General features: G+C 65.8%; 20 protein-coding genes, 4 tRNA genes and 1 pseudogene. 6 read left to right on the forward strand and 19 right to left on the reverse strand.

Going from position 1 to position 24,965, the window contains the following annotated elements; all coding sequences use genetic code 11:
- Window positions 1-6: 6 nt before the first annotated feature.
- From ACYVAN_RS04380 to ACYVAN_RS04390, 3 genes are all read right to left on the reverse strand, one after another.
- Window positions 7-1,386, reverse strand: a complete 1,380-nt coding sequence (locus ACYVAN_RS04380; RefSeq protein ID WP_460955897.1) for an FAD-binding oxidoreductase — start codon at window positions 1,384-1,386, stop codon at window positions 7-9.
- Between the two features lie 288 nt (window positions 1,387-1,674).
- Window positions 1,675-2,628: an adenylate/guanylate cyclase domain-containing protein gene (locus ACYVAN_RS04385; RefSeq protein ID WP_460955900.1), complete on the reverse strand. Its 954-nt coding sequence runs from the start codon at window positions 2,626-2,628 to the stop codon at window positions 1,675-1,677.
- A gap of 4 nt (window positions 2,629-2,632) precedes the next feature.
- Window positions 2,633-3,085 carry a universal stress protein gene (locus ACYVAN_RS04390; RefSeq protein WP_460955902.1) on the reverse strand — a complete coding sequence of 151 codons (453 nt, stop codon included), beginning with the start codon at window positions 3,083-3,085 and terminating at the stop codon, window positions 2,633-2,635.
- 410 nt (window positions 3,086-3,495) lie between these two features.
- Here ACYVAN_RS04390 and coaA point away from each other — a divergent pair, with 410 nt between their 5' ends.
- Window positions 3,496-4,425 carry a type I pantothenate kinase gene (gene coaA / locus ACYVAN_RS04395; RefSeq protein WP_460955904.1) on the forward strand — a complete coding sequence of 310 codons (930 nt, stop codon included), beginning with the start codon at window positions 3,496-3,498 and terminating at the stop codon, window positions 4,423-4,425.
- 78 nt (window positions 4,426-4,503) lie between these two features.
- Here coaA and ACYVAN_RS04400 read toward each other — a convergent pair whose 3' ends face one another.
- Complete coding sequence (locus ACYVAN_RS04400; protein WP_460955906.1) at window positions 4,504-6,159, reverse strand: PucR family transcriptional regulator; 1,656 nt, start codon at window positions 6,157-6,159, stop codon at window positions 4,504-4,506.
- 186 nt (window positions 6,160-6,345) lie between these two features.
- On the opposite strand from ACYVAN_RS04400, the gene pruA reads away from it, so the two are divergent.
- Window positions 6,346-7,974, forward strand: coding sequence for an L-glutamate gamma-semialdehyde dehydrogenase (pruA, locus tag ACYVAN_RS04405; protein ID WP_460955907.1), 1,629 nt, complete (start codon window positions 6,346-6,348; stop codon window positions 7,972-7,974).
- A 22-nt stretch (window positions 7,975-7,996) separates the two neighbouring features.
- Window positions 7,997-8,929: a proline dehydrogenase family protein gene (locus tag ACYVAN_RS04410; protein WP_460955909.1), complete on the forward strand. Its 933-nt coding sequence runs from the start codon at window positions 7,997-7,999 to the stop codon at window positions 8,927-8,929.
- A gap of 65 nt (window positions 8,930-8,994) precedes the next feature.
- Here the strand turns inward: ACYVAN_RS04410 and ACYVAN_RS04415 are convergent, their stop codons facing one another.
- Window positions 8,995-10,233, reverse strand: a complete 1,239-nt coding sequence (locus ACYVAN_RS04415; RefSeq protein WP_460955911.1) for an FAD-dependent monooxygenase — start codon at window positions 10,231-10,233, stop codon at window positions 8,995-8,997.
- The gene (locus ACYVAN_RS04420; protein WP_460955913.1) at window positions 10,230-10,841 is read right to left on the reverse strand and encodes a TetR/AcrR family transcriptional regulator; all 612 of its coding nucleotides are present in this window, start codon (window positions 10,839-10,841) and stop codon (window positions 10,230-10,232) included. The genes ACYVAN_RS04415 and ACYVAN_RS04420 overlap by 4 nt, the downstream gene beginning before the upstream one ends.
- A gap of 237 nt (window positions 10,842-11,078) precedes the next feature.
- Here ACYVAN_RS04420 and ACYVAN_RS04425 point away from each other — a divergent pair, with 237 nt between their 5' ends.
- Window positions 11,079-12,290: a low temperature requirement protein A gene (locus tag ACYVAN_RS04425; RefSeq protein WP_460955915.1), complete on the forward strand. Its 1,212-nt coding sequence runs from the start codon at window positions 11,079-11,081 to the stop codon at window positions 12,288-12,290.
- Window positions 12,291-12,375: 85 nt separating this feature from the next.
- Here the strand turns inward: ACYVAN_RS04425 and ACYVAN_RS04430 are convergent, their stop codons facing one another.
- The 5 genes from ACYVAN_RS04430 to ACYVAN_RS04450 all read right to left on the reverse strand — a co-directional run bounded on the left by ACYVAN_RS04430 (window position 12,376) and on the right by ACYVAN_RS04450 (window position 15,394).
- Window positions 12,376-13,995, reverse strand: coding sequence for an ABC-F family ATP-binding cassette domain-containing protein (locus ACYVAN_RS04430; protein WP_460955917.1), 1,620 nt, complete (start codon window positions 13,993-13,995; stop codon window positions 12,376-12,378).
- Between the two features lie 505 nt (window positions 13,996-14,500).
- A tRNA-Val gene (locus tag ACYVAN_RS04435) sits at window positions 14,501-14,575 on the reverse strand.
- 1 nt (window position 14,576) lies between these two features.
- A tRNA-Cys gene (locus tag ACYVAN_RS04440) sits at window positions 14,577-14,648 on the reverse strand.
- Between the two features lie 34 nt (window positions 14,649-14,682).
- Window positions 14,683-14,754: transfer RNA gene (locus ACYVAN_RS04445), tRNA-Gly, on the reverse strand.
- A 214-nt stretch (window positions 14,755-14,968) separates the two neighbouring features.
- Complete coding sequence (locus ACYVAN_RS04450; protein WP_460955919.1) at window positions 14,969-15,394, reverse strand: SsgA family sporulation/cell division regulator; 426 nt, start codon at window positions 15,392-15,394, stop codon at window positions 14,969-14,971.
- A gap of 852 nt (window positions 15,395-16,246) precedes the next feature.
- On the opposite strand from ACYVAN_RS04450, the gene ACYVAN_RS04455 reads away from it, so the two are divergent.
- A complete protein-coding gene (locus tag ACYVAN_RS04455) occupies window positions 16,247-16,696 on the forward strand; it encodes a TIGR02611 family protein (protein WP_460955921.1) in 450 nt (149 codons plus the stop codon).
- Window positions 16,697-16,744: 48 nt separating this feature from the next.
- A tRNA-Val gene (locus ACYVAN_RS04460) sits at window positions 16,745-16,816 on the forward strand.
- A gap of 17 nt (window positions 16,817-16,833) precedes the next feature.
- On the opposite strand, the gene ACYVAN_RS04465 is transcribed toward ACYVAN_RS04460, so the two are convergent.
- The 8 genes and pseudogenes from ACYVAN_RS04465 to ACYVAN_RS04500 all read right to left on the reverse strand — a co-directional run bounded on the left by ACYVAN_RS04465 (window position 16,834) and on the right by ACYVAN_RS04500 (window position 24,938).
- Window positions 16,834-17,337 carry a tyrosine-type recombinase/integrase gene (locus ACYVAN_RS04465; RefSeq protein ID WP_460955923.1) on the reverse strand — a complete coding sequence of 168 codons (504 nt, stop codon included), beginning with the start codon at window positions 17,335-17,337 and terminating at the stop codon, window positions 16,834-16,836.
- A 209-nt stretch (window positions 17,338-17,546) separates the two neighbouring features.
- Window positions 17,547-18,128, reverse strand: coding sequence for a TMEM175 family protein (locus ACYVAN_RS04470; RefSeq protein ID WP_460955925.1), 582 nt, complete (start codon window positions 18,126-18,128; stop codon window positions 17,547-17,549).
- Window positions 18,050-18,634: a hypothetical protein gene (locus tag ACYVAN_RS04475; RefSeq protein ID WP_460956382.1), complete on the reverse strand. Its 585-nt coding sequence runs from the start codon at window positions 18,632-18,634 to the stop codon at window positions 18,050-18,052. The genes ACYVAN_RS04470 and ACYVAN_RS04475 overlap by 79 nt, the downstream gene beginning before the upstream one ends.
- A gap of 24 nt (window positions 18,635-18,658) precedes the next feature.
- A pseudogene (locus ACYVAN_RS04480) lies at window positions 18,659-18,862 on the reverse strand (ALF repeat-containing protein); the annotation flags it as partial.
- Window positions 18,863-19,273: 411 nt separating this feature from the next.
- Window positions 19,274-19,819 carry a hypothetical protein gene (locus ACYVAN_RS04485; protein WP_460955927.1) on the reverse strand — a complete coding sequence of 182 codons (546 nt, stop codon included), beginning with the start codon at window positions 19,817-19,819 and terminating at the stop codon, window positions 19,274-19,276.
- Window positions 19,820-19,827: 8 nt separating this feature from the next.
- Window positions 19,828-20,226, reverse strand: coding sequence for a hypothetical protein (locus tag ACYVAN_RS04490; RefSeq protein WP_460955929.1), 399 nt, complete (start codon window positions 20,224-20,226; stop codon window positions 19,828-19,830).
- Between the two features lie 214 nt (window positions 20,227-20,440).
- Window positions 20,441-20,995 (reverse strand): hypothetical protein, encoded by a 555-nt coding sequence (locus tag ACYVAN_RS04495; protein WP_460955931.1) that lies wholly within the window; start codon window positions 20,993-20,995, stop codon window positions 20,441-20,443.
- A gap of 706 nt (window positions 20,996-21,701) precedes the next feature.
- Window positions 21,702-24,938, reverse strand: coding sequence for an ALF repeat-containing protein (locus ACYVAN_RS04500; RefSeq protein ID WP_460955933.1), 3,237 nt, complete (start codon window positions 24,936-24,938; stop codon window positions 21,702-21,704).
- Window positions 24,939-24,965: the final 27 nt, after the last annotated feature.

The following is a 24,965-nucleotide window of genomic DNA, read 5'->3' on the forward strand; positions in this document are numbered from 1 at the left end:
CTTCTCCTACTTCTCCCCCACGCATTTCTCGTACAAGCCGGGGAGTCGTCCCTCGGGGTCATAGCGCTCCTTGAGCCGCTGGTACACGGGCCGGTTGTAGAGCCGCCAGAACTCGTCCGGTTCGTAGTAGGAGGTCGAGTACAGCGACTTGTGCCCGTCCAACGCGCTCACGGCCTGTTCGATCGCCCGGTTGTAGGTGCCTGCCGCCTCGCCCTCGCCAAGCGGTACCGAGGACCAGAATCCGACATTGACGTAGAGGGTGTCGGGGTCCATCGGGTAGAGCGGCCAGCCCTTCCGGTCTCGCAGTCGAACCGGGCACAACCACACCGGCGAGATACCGATCCGTTCGTGGAAGAACTCGAGGAATTCGGCCAGCCGGTCGACCGGGATCTCCACGTCCTGGATCACCGGCTCGTTCCCGCCTCCCCCGCGCCTGCGGGCGAGGTGGTCGGTCAGGCCGAACCTGCGGTCCCAGGCGACGACCTTGCGGTACACGTCGGAACGCCGGTACCGCTTCGGCCACAACGGCCGGACGAGCGGGTGCTGGACTCCCAGTGCCCGCGAGCACCAGAACCAGTCGGTGTCCCAGCGCCACAGGTAGTCGCGGATGCGCATGTGGTCGGCCATCCGCTGCCGGATCGAGTGGTAGTAAACCCGCTGTCCGGTGTAGTCGCTGACCGTGGGCGCCCGGTCGGTGCGAGAACCGAGTGTCAGGTACTGCTCCCCCGGCCCGAAGACGGTGCCGTCGATGAAGTCGACCGCATGGCCCTCGAATTCGCGTTGCTCGCAGATCTCGGTGATCGCCCGGGCGCATTCCGCGGCCGTTCCGAAACGCACGTGCCGCAGTTTCACGAACGGGGCCACCGGCTCGGTCTCGATCACGAGACGGAGGGCGTAGCCCAGGGTTCCGTAGGAGTTGGGGAAGCCGCGGAACAGCTCGGCATGCTCGTTGTCCGGTGTCGCCACCACGACTTCGCCGGAGCCGGTGAGGACCTCCATCTCTCGTACGGATTCGTGCGGGAGCCCGTTGCGGAAGGAGGTCGATTCGATGCCCAGCCCGGCCACGGCACCGCCGAGCGTGATGGTCTTGAGCTGGGGAACCACCATCGGCATCTGCCCGGCGGGCAGGAGCGCGTCAGCCAGCGCCTCGTAGGTCGTCATGCCTTGGACCTCGGCGGTTCGGGCGGCCGCGTCGACGTTCAGAACGCGGCCGAACCGTCCGACATCGAGCCCCGGAGCGCTGTCCGGGGTGCGGAAGCGGAACAGGTTCGAGGTGGACTTGGCCAACCGCACCGGCTGACCTTCCGGGAGTCGGTCGTACTGCGCCCGCAAGGCGGTCACGTCGTCGTCATGGGTCCGCGAACCGAGTGCTCCACGATCGGCCATGCATCGACCCTATTGCGAGCGACCGTCCCCGGCATCCCGCGCGGAGCCGGGGTAACTCGCACTGCGTTGACTCCGAACGGCGGAAAACACCCACCCGAATAGACTTCATGTTTAACGGGCTTAACAGCAGCCGCCGAGCGTGCTTCGGCGGAAACCGCAGGCAGAACGCCACCCCGCCACTCATTCGCGCCCGTAAGGCGGACTGCTATCCGACCGACAACCCAGCGAAAGCGATTTTCGTCACATTTCTCCTCTCGCGGGTCGAACGCGCCGTTCCGCCGCTGGGGGCTAAGCGGCGCGCCGCAGCGCCCACGCGCGCAGCCCACGAAAACCCTGCACCTTCGTCGGCCCGATCGACGTCAGCGAATACTCCTCGGTCTCGCGCAGCGCACCGGCCAATTCGCGGTCGACCAGGACGGAAGCGGGCCTGGCCACCGAAGTCAGCCTGCTCGCGATGTTGACCGTCGAACCGTAGACATCACCGAACCGAGCCAGCACGGTTCCCTGCGCGAGACCGATCCGCAACGGAGGCAACCGCGAAGCAGAATCGATCTTCTCGTTCAGCGTCAACGCGATCTCGGCAGCCGCCAGCGCGTCGTCGGCGACGAACAGGACCTCATCGCCCACCGTCTTGATGATCCGCCCGTGGTTCTCGGCGACCACACCCGTGGCCAGCTCCTCGAACTCGTCGATGAGACGGGCCAGCTCCATCTCGTTGAAGTCGCGGATGAGCCGGGTGTACCCGACGATGTCGGCGAATCCGATCACCTGCTTGTGCAAGTCGGCCTTGGCATCGCGCTCGGTGAGTTCTCTGCTCGCGGTCGCGGCGAGGTGCCGCCGCCAGACGTAGCCCTGCAACCGCTCCATCACCGGCATGATCGCCTGGGCGAACTGCGTGGTGGTTTCGAGGTCCTCGGCGAACCGCTCCCCCAGGACCGACTTGAAGATCCCGATCTCCCACTCGGCGAGCCGCGACATGGCCTGCGCCAGCGAGCGCGCCACCGCCGTCTCCACCTCGGGTGTGATCACTTCCGCCGAGACGAGCTGCACCAGCATGCGCAGGGCCTCGACATCGGCGTCGGTGAACACGACGGCGTCTTCCTCGACATGAGCAAAACCCATCGCCTGCCACAGCCGTTCCGCTCGGGCAACGTCGACACCGACGGCCGCTGCGACGTCTGCCTTGCGGTAACGCGGGGCCCCGCCAAGCAGGGCTTCCTGGATTACGCGTTCGGCTTCCACAGAACTACCGAGAAGTCCGGACGACGAGCACATCGCAGTCGGCGCGGCGCGAGACCTCCGACGGCACGGAACCGATGATCCGTCCCTTCAGCGAGTTCAGACCGCGGCTACCGACAACGAGCAGATCGGCTTCCCACTTGCCGGCCACATCGATCAGCGTGTTGATCGGCGCGCCGATCACCGCGGTCGTGTCGATGTCCGCGGCACCGGTGACCCGGGCCAGATCGGCGGCCTCGCGCAGCGTGTCCTCGGCCGGCGCCGAACCGATGACCTGGAACGCCTCGTCTCCGAGTTCTTCCCTGGCGCGGTCAACTTCACGTTCCTCGTTCGGGTAGTAGGCGCACACCACGACCAGCTTGGCCACGGAATCCCGCGCCACCTCGGCAGCGCGCTGAACGGCCAGCATGGACGGGGGCGAGCCGTCCGTTCCCACGACGACGCTGCGGTAACTCGACATCGACCTCTCAGCCTCCACTGGTCTCAGAGCACGCTACGCGCGGACGTGAACCCTAACGATCGCGCGAGCCCGGCGTCACGCGCGGCGGTCAACTCGGTCCGGTCGTCCGAGTGGAGCGGGCGTCCCGAGAGCGGGTCTCGCCCTGATCGACACCGACCCTACCGGTCCGGCGCGCCCGCCCGGTGGTCCACGCTCTGCGGAACGTCGTGCGAGGTGACGCCGGGCGGCGCGAGGCCGCGTAGCGGGCCGGAGTCGCGAGGATCACGACCGATCAAGGCAAACCGACCGCGTTTCGGTGGACTGCGTCACAGCGCACGTAGGCCTCGGAGATCTAGTGTCACCCTGCCGTCCGTAACTGCTCGAACGGTACGCAAGGATTGTCCGCGGGGCCTCAACGCCGAGGGGTATGTGTGCGCGTTCGTGAATTGAGCCCGTACGTCGAGCTGCATCGCGACCAGTGGCGAGAACTGCGCAGTTCCATGCCGCTTCCACTGTCCGAGCAGGAGCTCGCGGACCTGCGCGGCCTGGGGGAACAGGTCGACCTCGAAGAGGTGGCGGACGTGTACCTCCCGCTGTCCCGGCTCATCAACCTGCAGGTCTCAGCACGCCAACGGCTGCACTCGGCCACGACGACGTTCCTCGGCGACGACCTGCAGAACACACCGATGCCGTTCGTCATCGGCATCGCGGGGAGCGTCGCGGTGGGCAAGTCCACCACCGCTCGGCTGCTGCGCACGCTGCTGGCCCGCTGGCCGGACCACCCCACGGTCGACCTGGTGACCACCGACGGCTTCCTCCACTCCCGGGACGAGCTGGTCCGGCGCGGGATCATGCACCGCAAGGGGTTCCCGGAGAGCTACGACCGCCGGGGGTTGCTGCGCTTCGTCACGGATGTGAAATCCGGGGCGAGCGAGGTCTCCGCGCCGGTCTACTCACACACCGACTACGACATCGTCCCCGGCGAACGCCAGGTCGTCCGCCGCCCCGACATCCTCATCGTGGAGGGGCTCAACGTCCTCCAGCCGGGCCCGAGCCTGGCGGTCTCGGACCTGTTCGACTTCTCCATCTACGTCGACGCCCACACCGAGCACATCGAGCGCTGGTACATCGACCGGTTCCTGGCCTTGCGCGAGACCGCCTTCACCGACCCGAGGTCGCACTTCCACCACTTCGCGGGACTGTCGGACGAAGACGCGATGATCGAGGCGCGCCATCTCTGGCACACGATCAACCTCCCCAACCTCGTCGAGAACATCCTGCCGACGCGCCCGCGGGCAACGCTCGTGCTGCGCAAGGACGCCGACCACGCGATCAACCGGGTGCGGCTCCGGAAGCTCTGAAGTTCCCTGGCCCTGGCCCCTGAGCAGCACAGGTTCCCGAGCCCAAGTCCCCCGAGCGGCTCAGGTTCCCCGGGCGGCTCAGGTTCCCCGGGCGCGTCGGTCACGTTCCGCACGTCGGACGACCATGAGCTGCAGTTGCGCGTTCAAACGTTCGGTGGCGTCACCGAGGTCGATGCCGCTGACCTCGCCGGCCCTCCGGAGCCGATGGCGCAAGGTGTTCGGATGGATGTGCAGCCGCTCTCCCGCGGCCCGCACATCACCGAACGCCTCCAAGTAGACCAGCAGTGAGCGAGCGAGTTCGCTGCCGTGCTCGTTGTCGTGCTCCACGAGCGCGGTGATCCGCGGATCACCGGCCCGGTCATTGGTGCGCAACATGGTCAGCACCTCGCTGACGATGACCTGGGCGCGCACGTCGGCGATGGTGGCCGTCTCGGTGTTCAGGTCCTGCGCCATCGCGTCGAGGATCCGGTCGGCTTCCCCGCGCGAGACGGCCACGTCCTCCAGCGTGCGTACCGCCGAACCGACTCCCGCCTGCACGACCGCCCGCACATGTTGCTTGGTGGCCGCCACGATCTCGCGGGTCAGTCCCAGAGCAGCCGATGCGGCGGAGCGTTCCGGCAGGTCGGGCAGCAGCACATACACGCGTGAGCCGATCGTGGTCACCAGAGCGCTTCGCCGGTAGGCCGCCGCGTGCACCGAGATCAGCCCCGCCAGCTCCGAGCGCTGGAGCTGCATCTCCGACCGGTCGGAATGCGGATCGCGCGGGCGCAGGGTGAACACGGTGACGACGCCCGGCTGGTCCGGATCGGCCCCGATGTTGTCGGCGACCGACGCGGCATCGACCCGACCGCCGAGCAGTCCGGCCAGCAGGTCTTCCCGGAACCTCGGGGCTGCGGTCGACTCGGTGCGCTGGCGGATCAGTTGCAGCGCCGCGACCCGCGCGGCGCCCAGCAGGGCCTGCTCAGAACGCTCGTCGAGCGGGCGGATGCCTTCCTGCACCCAGATCGTGCCCAGCGGCTGCGCCCCCGCGTGGATCCCCACCGCCATCCGCCGCCGGATCCCCAGGTCGGCGCGTTCACCGATGCGCACCACCTCTTCACTGCCGCGCAGTCGCTGGTAGACGCCCCATTCGCGGAGCATCGCCAGGAACGACTCCGGCCCCCGCCGGCCAAGGATGGACAACCTGCGCAGCTCGTCGACCTCGTCATCGGAGCGCGAGTAGGCCAGTACGCGACTGGCGGTGTCCTCGATGCTGACGTTGCCGTCCGTCATCGCCGCCACCGTTTGCGCCAGTGAGAACAGATCGCCGTGCACCTCACCGAGGTCGGCGTCGCCCTCCATGCGCGCGTTCTCGACGGCCGAGCGGGCGAAGTACTCGAGCTGTTCCCAGCGGACTTCCGGGCTGACCCCGAGCAGGGCTATCCCGCCGTCGATGGCGGTGTCCCGCAGCAGGCGTGCGTCCTGCTCGCCGTCGACCTTGACCGCAACGGCGGTGGCCCCGGAACGAGCTGCCGACCGCACCATCCGCACCGCCGAACGGCCGCGGGCCCCGATCACCAGGACCAGGCCCAACGAACTCGTGCCGGACTCGTCCTCAGGGTCGACAATGACGACATCGCGAACATCGCCTTCGAAACCGCGCGGTGCCGCGAGCACGTCCACCAGTGGCTCTCCGACCGCGATCAGGAGCTGGCTCAGCGGAACGCCGGCCGCTTCGCCGCCGACCTCGTCCATGTGTCCTCTCCGCTCCCACGTCGTGGCCGACAACCGAACACCCTTGTTCGACCCGACAAATCGACATCTCCAACATTAGCTGATCGGACAACCCTGGCAGGCACCAGAACTCCTACTCTGACCAGGAGAAGGCCATTCCGGGCCAGGTCAACGGCCCGCACCCGATCCCTCGCGAGGAGGCGAATGATGGACGCCATCACTTCGGTCCCGGTCCCGACGAACGAACCGGTCCTGTCCTATGCGCCCGGGTCTCCCGAACGGGAATCGTTGCAGAAGCGCATCGCCGAACTCGAATCCAACCGCATCGACCTCACCTCGACCATCGCGGGTGAGCAGCGGATGGCCGGCGGGGAGCGTTTCGACGTGGTCCAGCCGCACAAGCACCGCCACGTACTGGGTACTGCCGCGCAGGCCACTCGCCAGGACGCGGCCGACGCGGTCCGGGCGGCCAAGGACGCGGCCGCCGAGTGGGCGGCGACTCCGTTCGACGAGCGCGCCGCCGTCATCCTGCGCGCCGCCGACCTGCTCGCCGGACCGTGGCGCGACACGATCAACGGCGCGACCATCCTCGGCCAGTCGAAATCCGTCCAGCAGTCGGAGATCGACGCGGCCTGCGAACTGATCGACTTCCTCCGTTACAACGTGCACTACGCCCGCCGGATCATGGCCGAGCAGCCGAACTCCGTGCGCGGCGAGTGGAACCGCATGGAGTACCGGCCGCTGGACGGGTTCGTCACCGCGATCACCCCGTTCAACTTCACGGCCATCGCAGGCAACCTGCCGACCGCGCCCGCGCTGATGGGCAACACCGTGGTCTGGAAGCCGACGCAGTCCCAGCAGTTCGCCGCGCACTACACCATGCGCATGCTCGAAGCCGCGGGCATGCCTCCCGGCGTGATCAACATGGTCACCGGGGACGGGCAGGCGGTCAGCGAGGTCGCACTGCCCGACCCGGACTTCGCCGGGCTGCACTTCACCGGCTCCACCGCCACCTTCAAGAAGCTGTGGAAGACCGTCGCCGAACACCTCGACACCTACCGCTCCTACCCGCGCATCGTGGGTGAGACCGGCGGCAAGGACTTCATCGTCGTGCACCCGTCGGCCGATCCGGCACCGCTGGCCACCGCGGTGGTCCGGGGCGCATTCGAGTACCAGGGCCAGAAGTGCTCGGCTGCGTCGCGCGCCTACGTCCCCCGGTCCATCTGGGAGTCGGGCCTGCGCGAACAGCTCGCCGACCTCACCCGCACGATCAGCTACGGAGATGTCACCGACTTCTCGCACTTCGGCGGCGCCGTGATCGATGCCCGCGCGTTCGCCAAGCACAAGGCCGCGTTGGACCGCGCCGCCAACACGCCCTCGCTGGAGATCCTCGCCGGTGGAGGCTACGACGATTCGGAGGGCTACTTCGTGCAGCCCACCGTGCTGGTGGGAAGCGATCCGCTCGACGAGGCCTTCACCACCGAGTACTTCGGACCGATCGTGGCCGTGCACGTCTACGACGACAGCAAGTACTCCGAGATCCTCGACGTGGTCGACTCCTCCAGCCCGTACGCCCTGACCGGTGCGGTGTTCGCGACCGACCGCGGCGCCATCGAGGAGGCGCACCAGAAGCTCCGGCACGCGGCGGGCAACTTCTACGTGAACGACAAGCCCACCGGTTCGATCGTGTCCCGCCAGCCGTTCGGCGGCAGCCGCGCCTCCGGGACCAACGACAAGGCGGGGTCGATGTTCAACATCCAGCGCTGGACCAGCCCCCGCGCCATCAAGGAAACATTCAACGCCCCGGTCGAGCACACCTACCCGCACATGCGCTGAGCCCGGCTGCAGAGGAGAGAGCATGATGCTGCGCACCCCCCTTCTGGCCGCGGCCCGCTCAGCGCGGATCCGGCAGCTCGTGGAGGCCAATCCGCTGACCCGTACCGTCGTCGACCGGTTCGTCTCCGGAACGACCTCGCTCGATGCCGTGACCACCACCCGGGAACTCGCCGACCAGGGCATGCTGGTCACCCTCGACCACCTAGGTGAGGACGTGGCCGATGCCGGGCAAGCTGCCGAGACTGTGCTCGCCTACCGCCAGGTACTCACCGACCTCGCCGATGCCGGGCTCGCCGATCGGGCCGAGGTGTCGGTGAAACTGTCGGCCGTCGGCCAGTTCCTGCCCGTCGACGGGGAGAAGATCGCGCTGGACAACGCCCGACGCATCTGCGAGAAGGCGAGCGAGGTCGGCACGACCGTCACGCTGGACATGGAGGACCACACCACCGCCGATTCCACCCTGGGCATCCTCGACGACCTGCGCGTCGACTTCCCCTGGGTCGGTGCGGTGCTGCAGGCGTACCTCAAGCGCACCGAGCAGGACTGCCGTGACCTCGCGACCGCCGGCTCGCGAGTGCGGTTGTGCAAGGGCGCCTACGACGAGCCCGCCTCGGTCGCGTTCCGGGACAAGCAGGAGGTCGACCGCTCGTTCGTCCGCTGCCTCCGGGTTCTCATGGCCGGTGACGGTTATCCGATGGTCGCCAGCCACGACCCGCGGATGATCGCGCTCACCGGAGAACTGGCCGAGCGCAATCACCGCGCACCGGAGAGCTACGAGTACCAGATGCTCTACGGGATCCGCAGTGACGAGCAGCGCCGGATCGTCGCCGACGGCGGCAAGCTCCGCGTGTACGTCCCGTACGGCAACGAGTGGTACGGGTACTTCATGCGGCGGCTGGCGGAGCGACCGGCGAACGTCGCGTTCTTCCTCCGCTCGCTGGCGACCAACGGCTGAACCGAATCGCCGGGTGGGTCACGCCCTCGAAGGCACCGAAGATCCGCCCGGCGCGGTTCCGCCGGTCAGCCGTCCGGCTCCCCCGTGACGGCCCGCGCATCCCCGGCCCGCGTGCCCCCGGATCGCGCTCGGCGGGCGTGCATCTCGCGAATCAGGCCCGTCGACTTTCCGCCCAGCCCGGTGACGAGGAACCGGTCGAGCCCGAAGCGTTCCGCGAGTCCCAGCGCGGCCCGGCGCATCCACAACCGGCGGCGCGAGTCCGGCAGGAACCAGGTGACCATGTTCCGGCCGACCTTCTGCTTCTCCTCGACCACGGGACGCCACGCCCGCTCGTAGCGTTCCAGCGCCCCCTCGACGGTGTCGGCATCGGCCAGCTCGGCCGCGAGCACGTAGGCACCGGCGACCCCCAGTGAAGCGCCTTGCCCGGCCAGCAGCGAAACCGCCTGGCAGGAGTCCCCGAGCAGGACGACGCGCCCACTGCTCCAGCGCTGCATCACGACCTGCGCCACGTCGTCGTAGTACACCTCGGACGCGGGCGGGCAGTTCTCGACCGCCCGAGGCATGAGCCAGCCGAGCGACCGGTACGCCTTCCGGATCTCGGCCTGCGGGTCTTCGGGCAGTGCATCCGAGCGCCGCTGCACGGCGAACGATGCGACCCGCCCGTCCCGCAACGCGTAGAAGCCCATCTGGCGGTCGATGCTGTCGGTGACGCAGAACCGCCCGCGCACCTCGTCGTGAATCACCGGGTCGTCGAAGACGAAGGCGGCGGTGTGAAATCCCAGCGACCGCACGTACCGGTGTTCCGAGCCGAACACCATCCGGCGCACCGTCGAATGGATGCCGTCGGCTCCGACCAGGAGGTCGGCCTCGATCGTGTCCCCGTCGACCAAGGTCACGTGCACGCCATCGCCGGTGTCGGTCACCTCGGCCGGGCTCGTCGAGTAGCGCAGGTCTACGTCGCCCGAAAGCCGTTCCCGCAAGAGCTCTTCGAGGTCAGGGCGCATGATGCTCACCAGCCGCCCATCGAGGGCCTCGGCGAACTGCGCGAGCTTCAACCCGGCTCGCGGCCGTCCCGCATGATCCGTGTAGCGGAGCTCGTCGACCTGGTAGCCGAGTTCGTGCAGTCTCGGCAGGGCGCCCATCGCCTCGATCGCGTCGTACCCGGCGCCGAAGAAGTCGATCATGTAGCCCTGCGGGCGGGGCCCGGGGGCTTTCTCGAGCACGGTGACGTCCCAACCGAGTTCGTCGAGCCGGTTCGCGAGGGCCAGCCCCGCGATCCCGGCACCGCAGATCACGATCTTCATAGCTCTCCTCCTGTCGTCCCCACCGTGTCGTCCGCACTGTTCGCGGACCCGAGAACTCGGCGCAGTACTGGAGCGACGGTTCCGGCGGTCATGTCAGGGTCCAGTGCGCGATGCAGCATGACGCCGTCGAGCGCCGAGGCCAGTACCGCGGCAGTCGCTTCCGGTTCGGCCACGCCGTGGTCGCGCAGCACCGGGACCAGCATTCCGCGCACGTCGTGGAGCACGCTTCCGACCGCGCGGCGCAGGTCGTCGTCCCGCGTGGCGGCTAGGAACGTCTCGATGAACAGCAGCGAGGCCGGATCCCGGCCCGAGTACTCGTCGAGCGCCCCCAGCATCACCTCCAGAACCGCCTCCGGCGTGTTCGCTTCTTCGAGGACAGCTCCGATACCGGTGACCATTCCGCGCATCTCGCTGATCGCGGCTTCGCCGAGCAACGCCTGCAACGACGCGAAGTGGTAGTGCACCAGTCCCGGAGCGACGTCCGCCCGCTCGGCGAGGTTGCGCGTGCTGACCCCTTGCCAACCGCGCTCGGGAATGAGTTCGGCAGCGGCTTTGAGCAGTCGTTGCCGCACCTCGCGACCACGCTCGGCCGCCGTGGAAGTCGTCATGATCACTCCTGTTCGCGGAACCGCGCCCCGGCTCCGGGCACCCGCTGGTCCGTCGTTGTTCAGCGCCTTGAACGGCCCGTCTTGGTTGGGGCTCGTTGGTTGGTCAGATACCTTGGTCGGTTGCCTTGGTCGGTTGCCCAATTCCAGTGTGCCACCGGTCCCGCGTTCACACCAGAACCTGCCCGGAAACTGGTGGTGCCGCCCCGAGCGGACCTCGCCATGTCACGATACGAATCCGTGAACACCAGTCATTCTTCTCGGCCGCAGCTGATGCGCCCAGAGGGGCCGCGCCGGTCGGAAGCGGCCCCGATCGAACTGTTTTTCGATCTCGTATATGTTTTCGCGATCGTCCAGGTATCGCACACACTCCTGGCAGACCTGAGTTGGTCGGGCGCCCTGCGCGTGGCCGTGCTGTTCGGCGCCGTGTGGTGGGCGTGGAACTACTCGGCATGGGCGATGAACTGGCTCGATCCGCGCAGCGGACTGGTGCGGCTGCTCAACGCCGTGCTCATGCTCGCCGCCTTCGGGATGTCCCTCGCACTACCCCACGCGTTCGACGAGGACGCCCTACTGTTCGTGGGCTGCTACGTCGGGGCGCAAGTACTGCGCGCCGGGTTCATGGCGGTGGCGATGCGCGGACATGTGCTCGCCAAGAACTACACGAACCTGCTGGCCTGGAGCGCCGCCGCCGGCGTCGTCTGGATCGTCGGCGCCTTCTTGGAACCCGACTTGCGTCTGCTGGTGTGGCTGGTCGCGCTGATCATCGATGTCTCCGCGCCGCGGTTCAACTACCGGTTCCCCGGCCTCGGCGCCGCACCGATGAGCACCTGGCCCACCGACCCGGAACACCTCGCCGAGCGCAATCGGCTCGTGTTCATCATCGCCCTCGGCGAGTCCATCCTGATCATGGGCTTCACACTCTCGGAGCTCGACCCCGTTCCGCCGGGTGCCGTGCTCACGGTCCTCCTCGGCTTCGCAGGCCTGTTCGTGCAGTGGTGGAACTACTTCGCGCTGGCCGGACCCGACACGCAGGCCAGTCGGGGCCACGGCAGCACGGCCGCGTTGCGCTCCGCGTTCGCCTACGCCCACGCCCTCATGGTCGCCGGTGCCATCATCGTGGCGGTCTCGATCGAAGTGCGGATCACGCATCCCGAGACCGAGCCCGCACTCGTGCTCACGAGCGTCGGGGGGCCCCTCGTCTATCTGCTCGGCAACGTTCTCTTCCTCCGTTCCCGAACGGGGGCCGTCGCCCGCTCCCGTTACGGGGCGATGCTCGCGCTGGCGCTCATCGGCGGTGCGGGTCTGCTGCTCGGGCACTCGGTGCCGTCCCTCGTCATCAGCCTCGCCACCATCGCTGTCATGGCCTCCCTGGCCTTGCTCACCCAGCTCTCGTCCACGCGGAAGCGGAAATCGGCCGAACACTCCCCCGATGCCACCGAGGATTCGTGATCCCCGGAACCACGCGGAAGTGCAGGACATCGCCGGGACCCGCTGCGCGGCCCGCCCTGATCGGGAGGGGGAGTCGCGCGGGGGGTCACAGCCGCAGCTGCGGCCAGTTCGCGGTGTCGCGGAGGAGCTGCCTGTCGTGGGTGGCCACCACAATCGCCGCCGGGGTCGCCACCAACGCTTCCGTGAGCTCGTCGACCAACGTCACCGACAGGTGGTTCGTCGGCTCGTCCAGCAGCAGCACGTGCGGGCGCGCGGCCAGTGCGATCGCGACGTGCAGGCGGCGTTGTTGGCCGATCGACAGTTCGGCGACCGGCCGGCCGACGGCAGTGTCCGGTAGAAGTCCGAGATCCGACAGCGGAACCATTTCACCGCCGAGCTGCCCGGACACGACGAGCTTGTCGACGGCCTCCTCGTAGACCTCGCCCGCGGTCAACCGTGGCGGAGCAGGCGATTCCTGAGCCAGCGATGCGATCCGCGCCGCGTCGTTGCGCGCCACGACACCTGACGTCGGCTGGAGCACCCCCGCGAGCAGGGACAGCAGGCTCGACTTCCCGGCGCCGTTCCGGCCGGTGACGACGAGTCGATCACCGGATCGCAGCAGTAGTGAACGCGGCTGCAGCAACCGTCCGCGCAGGGTCACTTCTTCGGCGTGCAGGAGCGGAACTCCCGGCATGTTCCCGAGTTCCGGGGCCTGGAACCGAAGCGGAGGCGCGGGCACGTCCACGCCGTGCGCGTCGAGGTCCTCCTGACGACGGTGGACCGCCCGCACGAGCGCAGGCGCGCGGGTGGCCCGGGTGTGCTTGCCGGTGCCCTTGATCGGCCGCCACCCGGTGGACAGCCGGTCCTGTGCCGCGGCGAGGTCGTCGGAAAGCCGCTGGTGCTCACGTTGTTGTTCGCGGTAGTCGCTTTCCCAACGCTCGCGTTGGGCTCGTTTCCCTTGCTGGTAGCCGACATACCCGCCGCCATAGGTCCGTGGACGCCCGTCCCTGGTCGGATCCAGGTCGAGCACCGCGGTGACGATGTCGGCGAGCAGTGCGCGGTCATGACTGACGAGCACGACCCCACCCGGATGTTCGCCCAACCGCGCGGTCAGATGTTCCAACCCGCCCGCATCGAGATGGTTCGAGGGCTCGTCGAGGAGCAGCAGGTCGTGTCCGGCTCCCAGCAGACAGGCCAATCGGACCCGATAACGCTGCCCGACCGACAGGGTGGCCAACGCTCGAGAGCGGTCGGTGACGGCACCGAGCGCGGCCAGCGAGATGTCGACCTGGCGGTCGGCGTCCCAGGCGTTCAGTGATTCCACAACGGTCAGTGCTTCGGCGTATCGCTCGTCGGCACCGGAATGTTCCTCGACCAACGCCGTGGTGGCCGAGTCGAACTCCTGCAGAGCTCGGCGCACATCGGCGAGTTCGAGATCGATGAGATCACCGACTGTGCGGCCGTCGTCGACCGGAATCTCCTGGTCCGCGACACCGACGGTGCCGACCCGCCGCACGGTGCCGCTATCGGGAACCAGGTTTCCCGCGAGCGCTTGCAGCAAGGTGGTCTTTCCTGTTCCGTTGCCGCCCACTACACCAAGCCGGTCACCTGGTGAAACGGACAGGTCGACGCCGGTCAGCACGGCGCGGCCGCCCCGGGTGAGGTGTACTTCGGTCGCGCCGAGGTGGGATCGGGCGCGGGCGGGTAGGACGATGCGAGTGGACACGATTCCTCCGAGAACGGATCCACGCGCACATCGGGCACAGCTCTGCGCTGGCGATGCGGGATCCGGAAAGTGCGTTCAACGACCGACGCGTTCAGCGCGGACATACCTCAAGCAGTCCGCAGCCGAGGTCGGCGCTCTCAGCGGAAGTAGTGGAATCGCACGCATCGACCATAGCACCTCGGCCCGGAACGACCGTGCCGATCGAATGTTCTCGATCCGCGCGAAATCAGGACCCCAATCGGTGAGGATCACCAGACGGGGCCCGGATCAGGTCTCATGCACCGAATCGGTCGGTTTCCGAGTGCGGTCGCCGGGCCCTGCCGGGCGACCTCGCGGATGTCCTCGACCACGGTGAACACGCGTTGCCGGTGCACCGCGACCTGCTCGGCAAACCCGCCGAGCCGTCGTCGAGGGCGTCTATCACCTCGGAGCCGACTATGTGCGGTAGCGAACAGATAAGCCCCCGCCGACGAAAATCGTCGACAGGGGCTTATCTACTCATCTTTGGTGCGCGATACTGGGATCGAACCAGTGACCTCTACCGTGTCAAGGTAGCGCTCTCCCGCTGAGCTAATCGCGCGAGGCGGAGGCGGGAATCGAACCCGCGTACAGGGCTTTGCAGGCCCTTGCCTAAGCCACTCGGCCACTCCGCCGTAAATGCGGGAACCAACCCGCAAGAACTATCAGAGCGGATGACGGGATTCGAACCCGCGACCCTCACCTTGGCAAGGTGATGCGCTACCGCTGCGCTACATCCGCCTGCAGCTGCCTCGGCGAAACCCTGGCCGTATCGAAACCTCGTCCGTACGGCTCGGTACCCCTCAGCGCGTTGCACGGAGAACTTTAGACCACCGGGCCAACGGCGATCAAACCGGGGGTGCCCGAGCGTCCGCGCTCACCCCGAGCCGACTTCCGGCCCGGTCCCGCGCCGACTGATCGAACCGCCGTGACCCGTCAGGACAGGTCGTGCGGCTCAGGACAGGTCGTGCGGCAACAACCGGGTCAGCGCATCGTCGACGTTGACCCACAGGTTCTCGTTGCCGGGCACCACGACGTCGTAGGTGCGGTCGAGAAAGTCGGCCAACTCCTGCGCAGAGGCCTCGAACACGGCGTGACCCGACGGCGAGCTGAGCTCGATCGCGACCACCTCGGGATCGTCGACCGCAGGACGAATGACCACGTCCCCCTCGCCGGCATGCGCGATCAGACCATCTGCGAGCAGGTCTCGGGCGAACACCCATTCGACCCATCCCGCGCGACCGGTGCGGAACGCCGCCACCACCGCGTAGGGGTCTCGAGTGTCGTAGCGCAGTTCGACCTGAACCGGCACCGCAGGGGTCTGCGGGGCCAAGAGGTCGAACACCGCCGTCGAACGGAGTGTCACGTGATCGTTGCGCATCGTCCTCGCCTTTCTCTCCCTCCCGGTCCTTATATCGACCGAGCACTACTTTTGTGACGCGCTTTCGGTGCCTTTTGCTCGCGACTCGGCCATAGATCACCCGTACGGGGCATACCCGAATGCACAGGGCAACCAAGGCAATGCGCTGCGTATTCACATGCTCGGTCAGACAGCGGGATCACAGGCCCTTGTTCGCCAGTCCTGAACCGCCCCGCTCGCCTCAGCTGGACCACCGCTCCATGGTGGCGGCGACCCGCCAATCGGTCGATCACCCCAACGGACGACCACCGAAGCTGGCTGCGTAACCGTTCGCGATTGCGTTTGGCTTGAGTACCCTCATTTCACGCCCCGAGGCCGCCGCCCTGGAAGCCCTCTACCCGGATACCCATCGTTCGCTCGGGCGCAACTTCCAGGATAAGTGATGGACTTCCGCGAAATCGGCCGCTCAGCAGGGCAGATGAGACGCTCGCCACGCTCGTTCCCCGGGACGGACTAACCCCAGCGCCCACCCGGTCCGCCCTTCAGGCGTGGCGACCGACCGCCCACCGAGAGCGAGGTCACAGTGTGACCAGGATCGAAGGCGCACCAACAGGGCCGAACGCCCGTACCGGCCCCCGGCCGACATGAGACCGGTCACATTCGAGCCGCGCGCCGGGAGTTCCCCGACGCCTCGACACGAGCACGCAACACGAGGGCGTCGCTCGCCGCACCTTCGCCGGTCGATTGCAGCCCCTATCCTGTTGGCACACGGCCGGTGCGGGACCGGTCGAGAATCGATCACGTACGGCCAGCGGCAGGTGGACCCTGAGCAACACAGCCGACTCCGACCGCCACCGGACGGAGCAGCGTCCGGTGCACGACGTCGACGAGCACTCGTCGATGCGCATACGTGCGCACTCGTTGCGGGTGCGACTGCACGTTCACCGCGACCGAATCCGAGCCCGGCGGTCGCTGAACACCACGTACCGGTTCGTGCTCGGCACGTTCGGCACGCTGGTGCTCATCGCGGGCGTGCTGATGATTCCCTACCCCGGGCCGGGGTGGCTCGTGGTCTTCGCGGGTCTCGGCATCCTCGCCACCGAGTTCCACTGGGCCCACCGGGTCAACATGTTCGCCAGGCGGCACTACCACCGCTGGATCGACTGGCTGCACCGCCAGTCGGTGGTGGTCAAACTTGCCGTCATGTCCGGGACCGGCGTGATCGTGCTGGGGACCCTCTGGCTGCTCGGCACTTTCTCCCTGGTCGGCGATCTGTTCGGCGCCCACTGGTCCTGGCTCGCCTCCCCCCTTTTCGGGCCCTGAGAACGATCGTGTAATCTTCTTCTTGTCGCCGGGAACGGCGGCGAACCCGGGCGATTAGCTCAGCGGGAGAGCGCTTCGTTCACACCGAAGAGGTCACTGGTTCGATCCCAGTATCGCCCACACAAGAAAGACCCTGGTCAGAGCTCCACGCGGAGATCAGACCAGGGTCTTTCTTTTTCGGTCAGCAGGCCGGGACCAAGCATCCGATCATCGCGTGTTCGACGCAGAAATTCCGCCCTTATCGTCGTCATCGCCTCGAAGCGCGCCTCCAGAATGCGATCACCGCCGTCCCTGCGACGCGTGTAGAGATCCAGCGTTGTTGACGACCTTTCGTGCCCGAGCACCCGCTGAACCATGTTCACCGGCATTCCGTCGTCCACTAGCCACGTCGCGCAGGAGTGGCGGAGGTCGTGGAACTTCAGCCCACCCGCGGCTTGCTTGGCGACAGCTTGAACAGCCTTCGCCTCGGTGGGGTGTGCTTCTCGCTGCCTCCGATGCGGTCCTACAACGAACCTCAATCCAGCGAGGCTACGCACTGGTGATCTGGCGCGCCACCACGTCGTCGAGCCGTTCGAGCTGACCGACGCCGAGGCTACCGCCCACTGGCAGGACGTCCTAACAGTCGCGCCAGCGTTGAGCACCTTCTAGCAGCCGCTCAAAATTGCACTACGAAACGCTGGGCAACACCGTGCGGCTGCACACCCACTTGTTGCCGCGCTACCAACTAGCCGCGCATGCAGCCGCCCTAAGTGACCTCCTGAGCTGATCCAGGGCCCGCGTCATGCATCGGTGTCGTCCGGTGTCAATTGATTTATGGACACTTTGGCATCAGTTGACGGGGACCGTCGGGCTAGGTTGCCTGCTGGTTTTGGGCCCGGTACTTCTCGATGCTGTCGACGGCCTTGTGAGCCGGGATCAGCAGGAGCCAGCAGACGGTCGCCCAATTGGGGTCCAACAGTGCTACCGGAATGGACCCGACGAAGATGACGATCGTGACCGCCGATGGCGCGAATGCCGTCATGGCAGATGTCCCGAGCCGGAGACTCCCGGCGTGACGGGCGAGCATGACGACAACTAGCTGCAACGTCGCGATCGCTGTGACGTTGGCGGCGTAGCCGATCACTGCCACCGGTTCGTCGCCGTAGTTGGCGAGCAGAGACGAGGGGAACGGCAGCAGTGCAACGAAACCCAGCAGCACTACGTTCACCGCAGCAACCCCAGGCTGAACCCGCCGGATGTACCCGAACAACTCGCGGTGTCCCAGCCATAGCAACCCGATGACAAGGAACGCGATCGCATAGCCGAACATGGCGGGGACCAGCGCGCGCAGCGCGTCGTGCAGACTGCTCGTGTTCAGCCCTTCCGGCACGCGCAGGTCAAGCGCCAGAAGGGTTGCCGCGATCGCGAAAACGCCGTCCGACAAGGCGAGCACCCGCGCGTCCTGCCCCGAATCGTCGTCATCGACCGCCACATCCCGAGACTGACCGAAATCGCACCGGCAAGCATGGTGATCTTGGCTCGCGCCGGCGCACCCGCGGCAGACGTGACGTCGAAGCTGTTACCCGCCATCTGAAGTAGCTTGTTACGCGCGGCCTGCGCCTGAGAGGCGTCCATGGCAGCCGCCGAGGCCGCCGAATACGCATTGGCTGCCACCCTCGCCGCCTCATCGGCCGCACTGGCCGCGTTGATCGCCGTGCGGGCCGCGGCAGCGGCACGCTCCGCGGTGTCCGCCGCCTCGGCTGCCGCAGCAGAGGCACGCACCACATCCCCCTGTGCCGCCTCGGTTTCCGCACGGGCCCGCTCGGCAGCGATCTTAGCCTGCTCCGCCGCATTCAGCGCCCGTTCAGTGGCCTGCTGCGCCGCCACCGTGTGCTCCCGAGCCTGCCGTCCGGCCTCTTCGGCGCGCTCGACCAGCTCGGTGACCGTCGCTTTCTCCACATCCCGAGCCTGAGCCACCTCCCAATCGTGTTCGAGGAACCGCGTGAGAGCTTCATCGGTATCAGCGTCCAAAGCCCGCTCAGCCGCCGCCTTCACATACTCACCACCGGTGTACTTCGCACACAGAACCATTTTCCAACTAGGATCCGATCTCGGGAGAGGTCCACGATCTGATGTCTTTAGCAACCAGAGCTGGCTCGGGCACAATGAAAAGCTGTGCAGGCCCATCGCGAAGGTCGATCTTCAGCCGCTTCCGAAGTCCCCCACTAAAGAGATCTGCCAGATTTTGACGAACTATATCAGCGCCTGTGACATCTTCACGCAGCGCCCACCATTTTCTCCCTCCTAGGTTTGCGTTTATCAAATTGGGCGAAAACAAGATTCGATGGCTCGACAAATACAACGTTCCACCAGAGTTCATCCACCTATTCTGCGTCCGGTTCGCCCAATAGCTTGCGAGTATGTACTCACCCTCAAACGGGAAAACATTCTTAGGGAACTCTAGATTCTGTGACATTTGGCAAGCTTTCCAGTTTGATGGATGACGTGAACTTCACTAGTTGACTACGGCACAATCGATACTGTGCCAAATTTCAAAATTCCCCGACTGTGATCGATAACTAGAGATATTTCTTTCTTCTAGTAGATGATAAAACTATTGACAAATCCTGCGCCCGCACCGGCGAGAGCGCCTACGCCAGCCGAAGGTAGAGTCGCGCCTGGAAATAATATCGATCCCCCTATAGTACCTCCGACAGCCGCACTAACCGAAGTAGTAACTGTAGTTTTAAGCGCACATTTGCCCCAGCTGGGCTTTTGTTCCTCGAGTGCTTCCTCGACCGCTTCGGTGATCTTGGTGTGCTCTTGCCTGCTCTCTTCTAGGGCAATTCGGGTGCACTCGTTTAGGAATGTCACTACCGCTAGCTTTTCTATGCATTCTTCGGAGATAGTGAGATCGTGTGCGACCAGTTCGATGTCGGCGTCGGTGACGTCACCGAACCAGTCTTGTCGTGAGTCCTGGAACTCCTGCGCGCGGAGTGCGATTTCTTCCTGCCTGGCCTGATCGGCAGCGGTTGCCGCCGCCTGCGCGTCCAACCCGTTCGATTCGATATCCCCCGAAAACTTTCTGCCGCAAATGCCACTGTGCTCGTTGAGTCGATAACCCATTCCCAAGTCCAGCCCCACACAGATCACTAGATTTCCTCTTTTGGGATAATCCAGGACTTAACCTCTTGGGCGACTAAAGCTGGCTGGTTCACAACGAAAATCTCTGATGAGCCATCGGACAGATCAACCTTCATTCTACTTCGAAGCCCCCAGCTAAGAATTTTAGCCGGATCTATACCGGCAAACTCGGCATTTGCTACATCTTCGCGCAGCACCCACCATTTCTTTCCTCCGATTTTTGTATCCAGCTTATGCGGCAAAAACAAGAGACGATGACTCGTCACATGCAGCCTTCCACTGATCGCATACCCGACCGCATATCCGACCGCACGCCACGTCTGCCTACGGTTTGCCGGATACCGAGCAAGAACATTTTCCCCCTCAAAAGGGAGAATGCCTTCTGGGAAGGTCAACTTGAATGACATTATGTCGAAACCTCCAGCTAGACAAACTTGACATTCGGGTAGATATATCACACAGAATCCATGCAGCACGCTCGCCACTCACATCGACGCTCGCGACGAACTCGCCAATCCTGTCCGTGACGACCTCCCCGCTATCAACAGCAAAGCAGGCGCGCCAGCCGCGACCGTGACGGCAACAAAACCGCGACCTCGGCCCACCCGGTGTGCCTTTTCGTTAGCAGATGATAAAACTATTGACAAATCCCGCGCCCGCACCGGCGATAGCACCCACGCCAGCCGAAGGAAGGGCCGCTGCTCCAAACAGTACCGTTCCACCTACAAGGCCGCCGACAGCTCCACTAACCGAAGTGGTAGCCGAAGTTTTAAGCGCCCATTTGCCCCAGCTGGGCTTTTGTTCCTCGAGTGCTTCCTGGACCGCTTCGTCGATCTTGGCGTGCTCTTGCCTGCTCTCTTCTAGGGCAATTCGGGTGCACTCGTTTAGGAACGTCACTACCGCTAGCTTTTCTATGCATTCTTCGGAGATAGTGAGATCGTGTGCGACCAGTTCGATGTCGGCGTCGGTGACGTCACCGGACCAGTCTTGTCGTGAGTCCTGGAACTCCTGCGCGCGGAGTGCGATTTCTTCCTGCCTGGCCTGATCGGCAGCGGTTGCCGCCGCCTGCGCGTCCAACCCGGCAGCCAAGGCGTCGGCCCGCGCCTGATCGGCGGCACTGTAGGCAGAGTTCGCGTAACTGTGCGCGTCATCCGCGGACCGGTATGCCTGCACCACAGACGCATTCGCGTCCGGAAAACTTGCCGTCGCAAGACGCCGCAGCGCTTTTCGCTCGATATCCCTATCCCAAGCCCGGGCCCAAAGGTCATTAGATTCCTTTTTCGGAAAGTTCCACGAACTTGACCTCTTGGGCAACTAGAGCTGGCTAATACACAACGAAGACCTCTGATGAATCATCGGAAAGATCAACCTCGACAAATCGAGCGACTACACTGCTCCATATTGAGTTGTTAGGTACAACTAGTTCGGAATCCATTCCCTTATCTCCTCAAACACCCTCGCTGGCCGATACACCAGAAAGAGCTCCGCAGACCCGTCACTGAGACCAACTTCCAATCTCGCCCCAAATCCCCCAAAAAATGACTTTTCTATTCTTGAGTCGGCGAATTGCACACTCGTGACGTCTTCACGCCTGGCCCACCAAGCGTGGATTCCTCGCGCTCTCTCAAGGAGGGCAGGGACACGCAAGAGCCGATGACTGGTCAGATACAACCACGCCCCGACCTCGCGACGTGCACCAGAATGTTGAGCCGCAAGGTGCCGAACAAGGACCTTTTCGTTTTCAAGGGGTGGAACAACTCTCGAGAATGGCAATTCAGACGACACTTACCCTCACACCTGACCCGGTTAGTAACTAGAAACTTTGATTTCACAGTAAGGGACACAGCCGGGGCTCCACAGGCACTAAGCAGCCCCGGCCACTTCAAATTCCGAGAAAGCACGCTAGCGTCAACACACAAGCAATCCGGCCGTGAACCCTCCGGCTGACCCCAGAACCGCCCCTACTGCCCAGTCTGGAACAACCCCAACACCGGGAACGGTAACTCCCACCGCTGAAGCACCGACGTAGCCGGAAACAATACCATTCGATAAGGTTGTTGTGCCAACACATGGCCAGTACGAAGCTTCTTCTTCTTCGAGTGCTTCCTGGACCGCCCGATCGATCCTCGCCTTCTCTTCCCACTGCTTTTCCAGCTCCCCCCCCGAAACAGTGGAATTGGGGAACTCCATCCACAATGTTTATTGTGCATTCGTCCTCGGCAGAACTGAGATCGTGTGCGACCAGTTCGATGTCGGCGTCGGTGACGTCACCGAACCAGTCTTGTCGTGAGTCCTGGAACTCCTGCGCGCGGAGTGCGATTTCTTCCTGCCTGGCCTGATCGGCAGCGGTTGCCGCCGCCTGCGCGTCCAACCCGGCAGCCAAGGCGTCGGCCCGCGCCTGATCGGCGGCACTGTAGGCAGAGTTCGCGTAACTGTGCGCGTCATCCGCGGACCGGTATGCCTGCACCACAGACGCATTCGCGTCCCGCGCACTCTGCTGAGCGGACTCCGACGCCTTCTGGGCGGTGACCATGGCCGTTTCGGCCCGTTCCGCGGATGCTCGGGCTTCATCGGCCGAGGCCTGCGCCTGGCTGGCGAAATCGGCCGCCTGGCCGGCCGAGGTCTGGGCCTGCTGGGCATAGCCTGCGGCTTCTTCGGCTGCCTTCCGTGCCTCGGCCGCGGACTTGGCGGCCGTGTAGGCATCCTGCATCGCTTCCGCGGCCGCCTGCATACCGCGACTGACCAGCCGTTCCATCTCCGCCGAGTGCGCGGCGGACTGCTCGTCGCGCTGTTTGTAGAGGTACTGCCCCGACTGGACGAAGTTCTCGGTCCAGCCCGGTGGGCCCTGCAACGCGGCTTCCGCCGCTGCCTGCGTCCGCGGTCCACCCTCAGCCTTGACTTGAAGCGCGACGAACCGCGTGTCGGTCTTCCGAGCCGTAAACTGGCCTTCTTCCAAGAACTGACGCACGTCCTCCGGCGTACCATCCAACGCTGCCTCAGCAGCCTCGGACACCGCTGGCCCGATCGCATCGTGCTTGATCCGGAGGGTCTGTACTCGGTCGTCGGTCACCCGGCCCTCATAGTCCTGATTGGCCAGAAACTCCCGCACGTCCGCATCCGTGCCATTCAGCGCAGCTTCAGCAGCCTGCCGCAACCCATCCCGATCATCCAGCTCGGCGATGCGAGCCACCCGCGCCCGATCGTCCTGCACCGCGGCGGCCTCCCGACCGGAGGTGACCCAGTGGCGCACATCGGCGCCCGTACCGGACAGCGCGTGCTGCGCAGCCTGACGGCTCCAGGTGCTACCAGTGGTCAGCACGTTGACGGCCGCTTGGCGTCCGTTGCTCAGCACCGTCTCAGGGGCGGCGTCCGGTGCGGTGGCCGCGTCGAGCAGCTGCCGGGTCTGCTCATTGATCCGCGCCTCTTCCTCGGCATCCCAGGCCTGGACATCCTGTCGGTTCTCCCAGATCTCATGTCCTTGCTGGGCAGCATCGATCAGTTGCTGCTTATCCTGCTCGACCCGTTCTGCCTCGACTTCCCGCGCCAGGTCCACAACCTGCCGGGCCTGTTCAGCCGCCGCCACGGACGCTTTGGCCGCCTCGATCGCGGCATTCGCGTGCGCGGTGGCCTCAGCCGCCGCGTCCGCGGCTTCGCCGGCGTGCTCGGCCGCGTCCTCGGCGGCGACTGCCGCGTTGTTGGCATGCTGGGCTGCGGAACGCGCCGCCGAGGCCGCGCTGTTCGCCGCGGCCCGCGACCGATTGGCCAGATCCGTGGCAGCATTGGCGGCCTGCTGCGCCCGCTCCGCCTGAGCCCGTGCTTCCGCACCCGCCGCTGCGGCACGCTGCGCCTGCTCATCAGCGACTCCGGCGTACTGCCCGGCTTCGGCGGCCGCCGTGCCCGCCGCGGCCGCATTGCCCGCGGCGCTCGCCGCGGACTGCGCAGCGGTGGCCGCTTGCTCGGACGCCTCCCCCGCGGCATCAGCCGCATCGGCCGCGGGGGTCGCCTCGGCCGCCGCGTTCCGCGCAACCGCTGCGGCATCACGCGCGGCCTGCGCCTGAGAGGCGTCCATGGCAGCCGCCGAAGCCGCCGAATACGCTCGCGCCGCAGCCTCACCGGCCATCCCCGCAGCCGACGCCGCCTGCGACGCGGCATTGGCTGCCACCCTCGCCGCCTCATCGGCCGCACTGGCCGCGTTGATCGCCGTGCGGGCCGCGGCAGCGGCACGCTCCGCGGTGTCCGCCGCCTCGGCTGCCGCAGCAGAGGCACGCGCCACATCCCCCTGTGCCGCCTCGGTTTCCGCACGGGCCCGCTCGGCAGCGATCTTGGCCTGCTCCGCCGCATTCAGCGCCCGTTCAGTGGCCTGCTGCGCCGCCACCGTGTGCTCCCGAGCCTGCCGTCCGGCCTCTTCGGCGCGCTCGACCAGCTCGGTGACCGTCGCTTTCTCCACATCCCGAGCCTGAGCCACCTCCCAATCGTGTTCGAGGAACCGCGTGAGAGCTTCATCGGTATCAGCGTCCAAAGCCCGCTCAGCCGCCGCCTTCACATACTCACCACCGGTGTACTTCGCACACAGAACCTGCACTCGCAGATCGGTGTGGTGTGGTTGTTTCCACCCGTCCTCCAGGAACGCTTCCAACGCCTTCTCGGTGTCGGCGTCCAGCGCTTCCTCGGCCGCCTGCTGAACCTGGCCCCCGCCGGCGTTTTTGGCCTGCAGGGTTCGGAATCGCAGATCACGGTGATAGTGCGGGCGAAAACCCTCCTGAAGGAGGAAGGACTCCAACGCTTCGATGGTGTCGACTTCCAACACCTCGTTGCCGGCGACCCGCATCGCCGGCCCACCGGTCTCCATCATCCAGCCGACCCGGTCGCGCAGATCCTGATGTCGAGCCTCATCCGCACCGCTGTCCAGAAACTCCCGCAACTCGACATCGGTTCCCGTCAATGCCGCACCCGCGGCATTGCGCATGGTTTCCCCGCCGTCCAGCCACAGCTGCATTACCGCAGCTCGGTCTTCGGCGGTCACCATCTGCTCTTGGGCCAGGGCGATCGGAGCAGCACCGAGCATGCTCACAGCCAGGCTGACGGCAACTCCACACACGAGCCCCGCGCGACTGGCCACGCGTCGTCTCCGCTGTCTGTGTCCGGT

Source organism: Parasphingorhabdus pacifica, assembly GCF_054779195.1.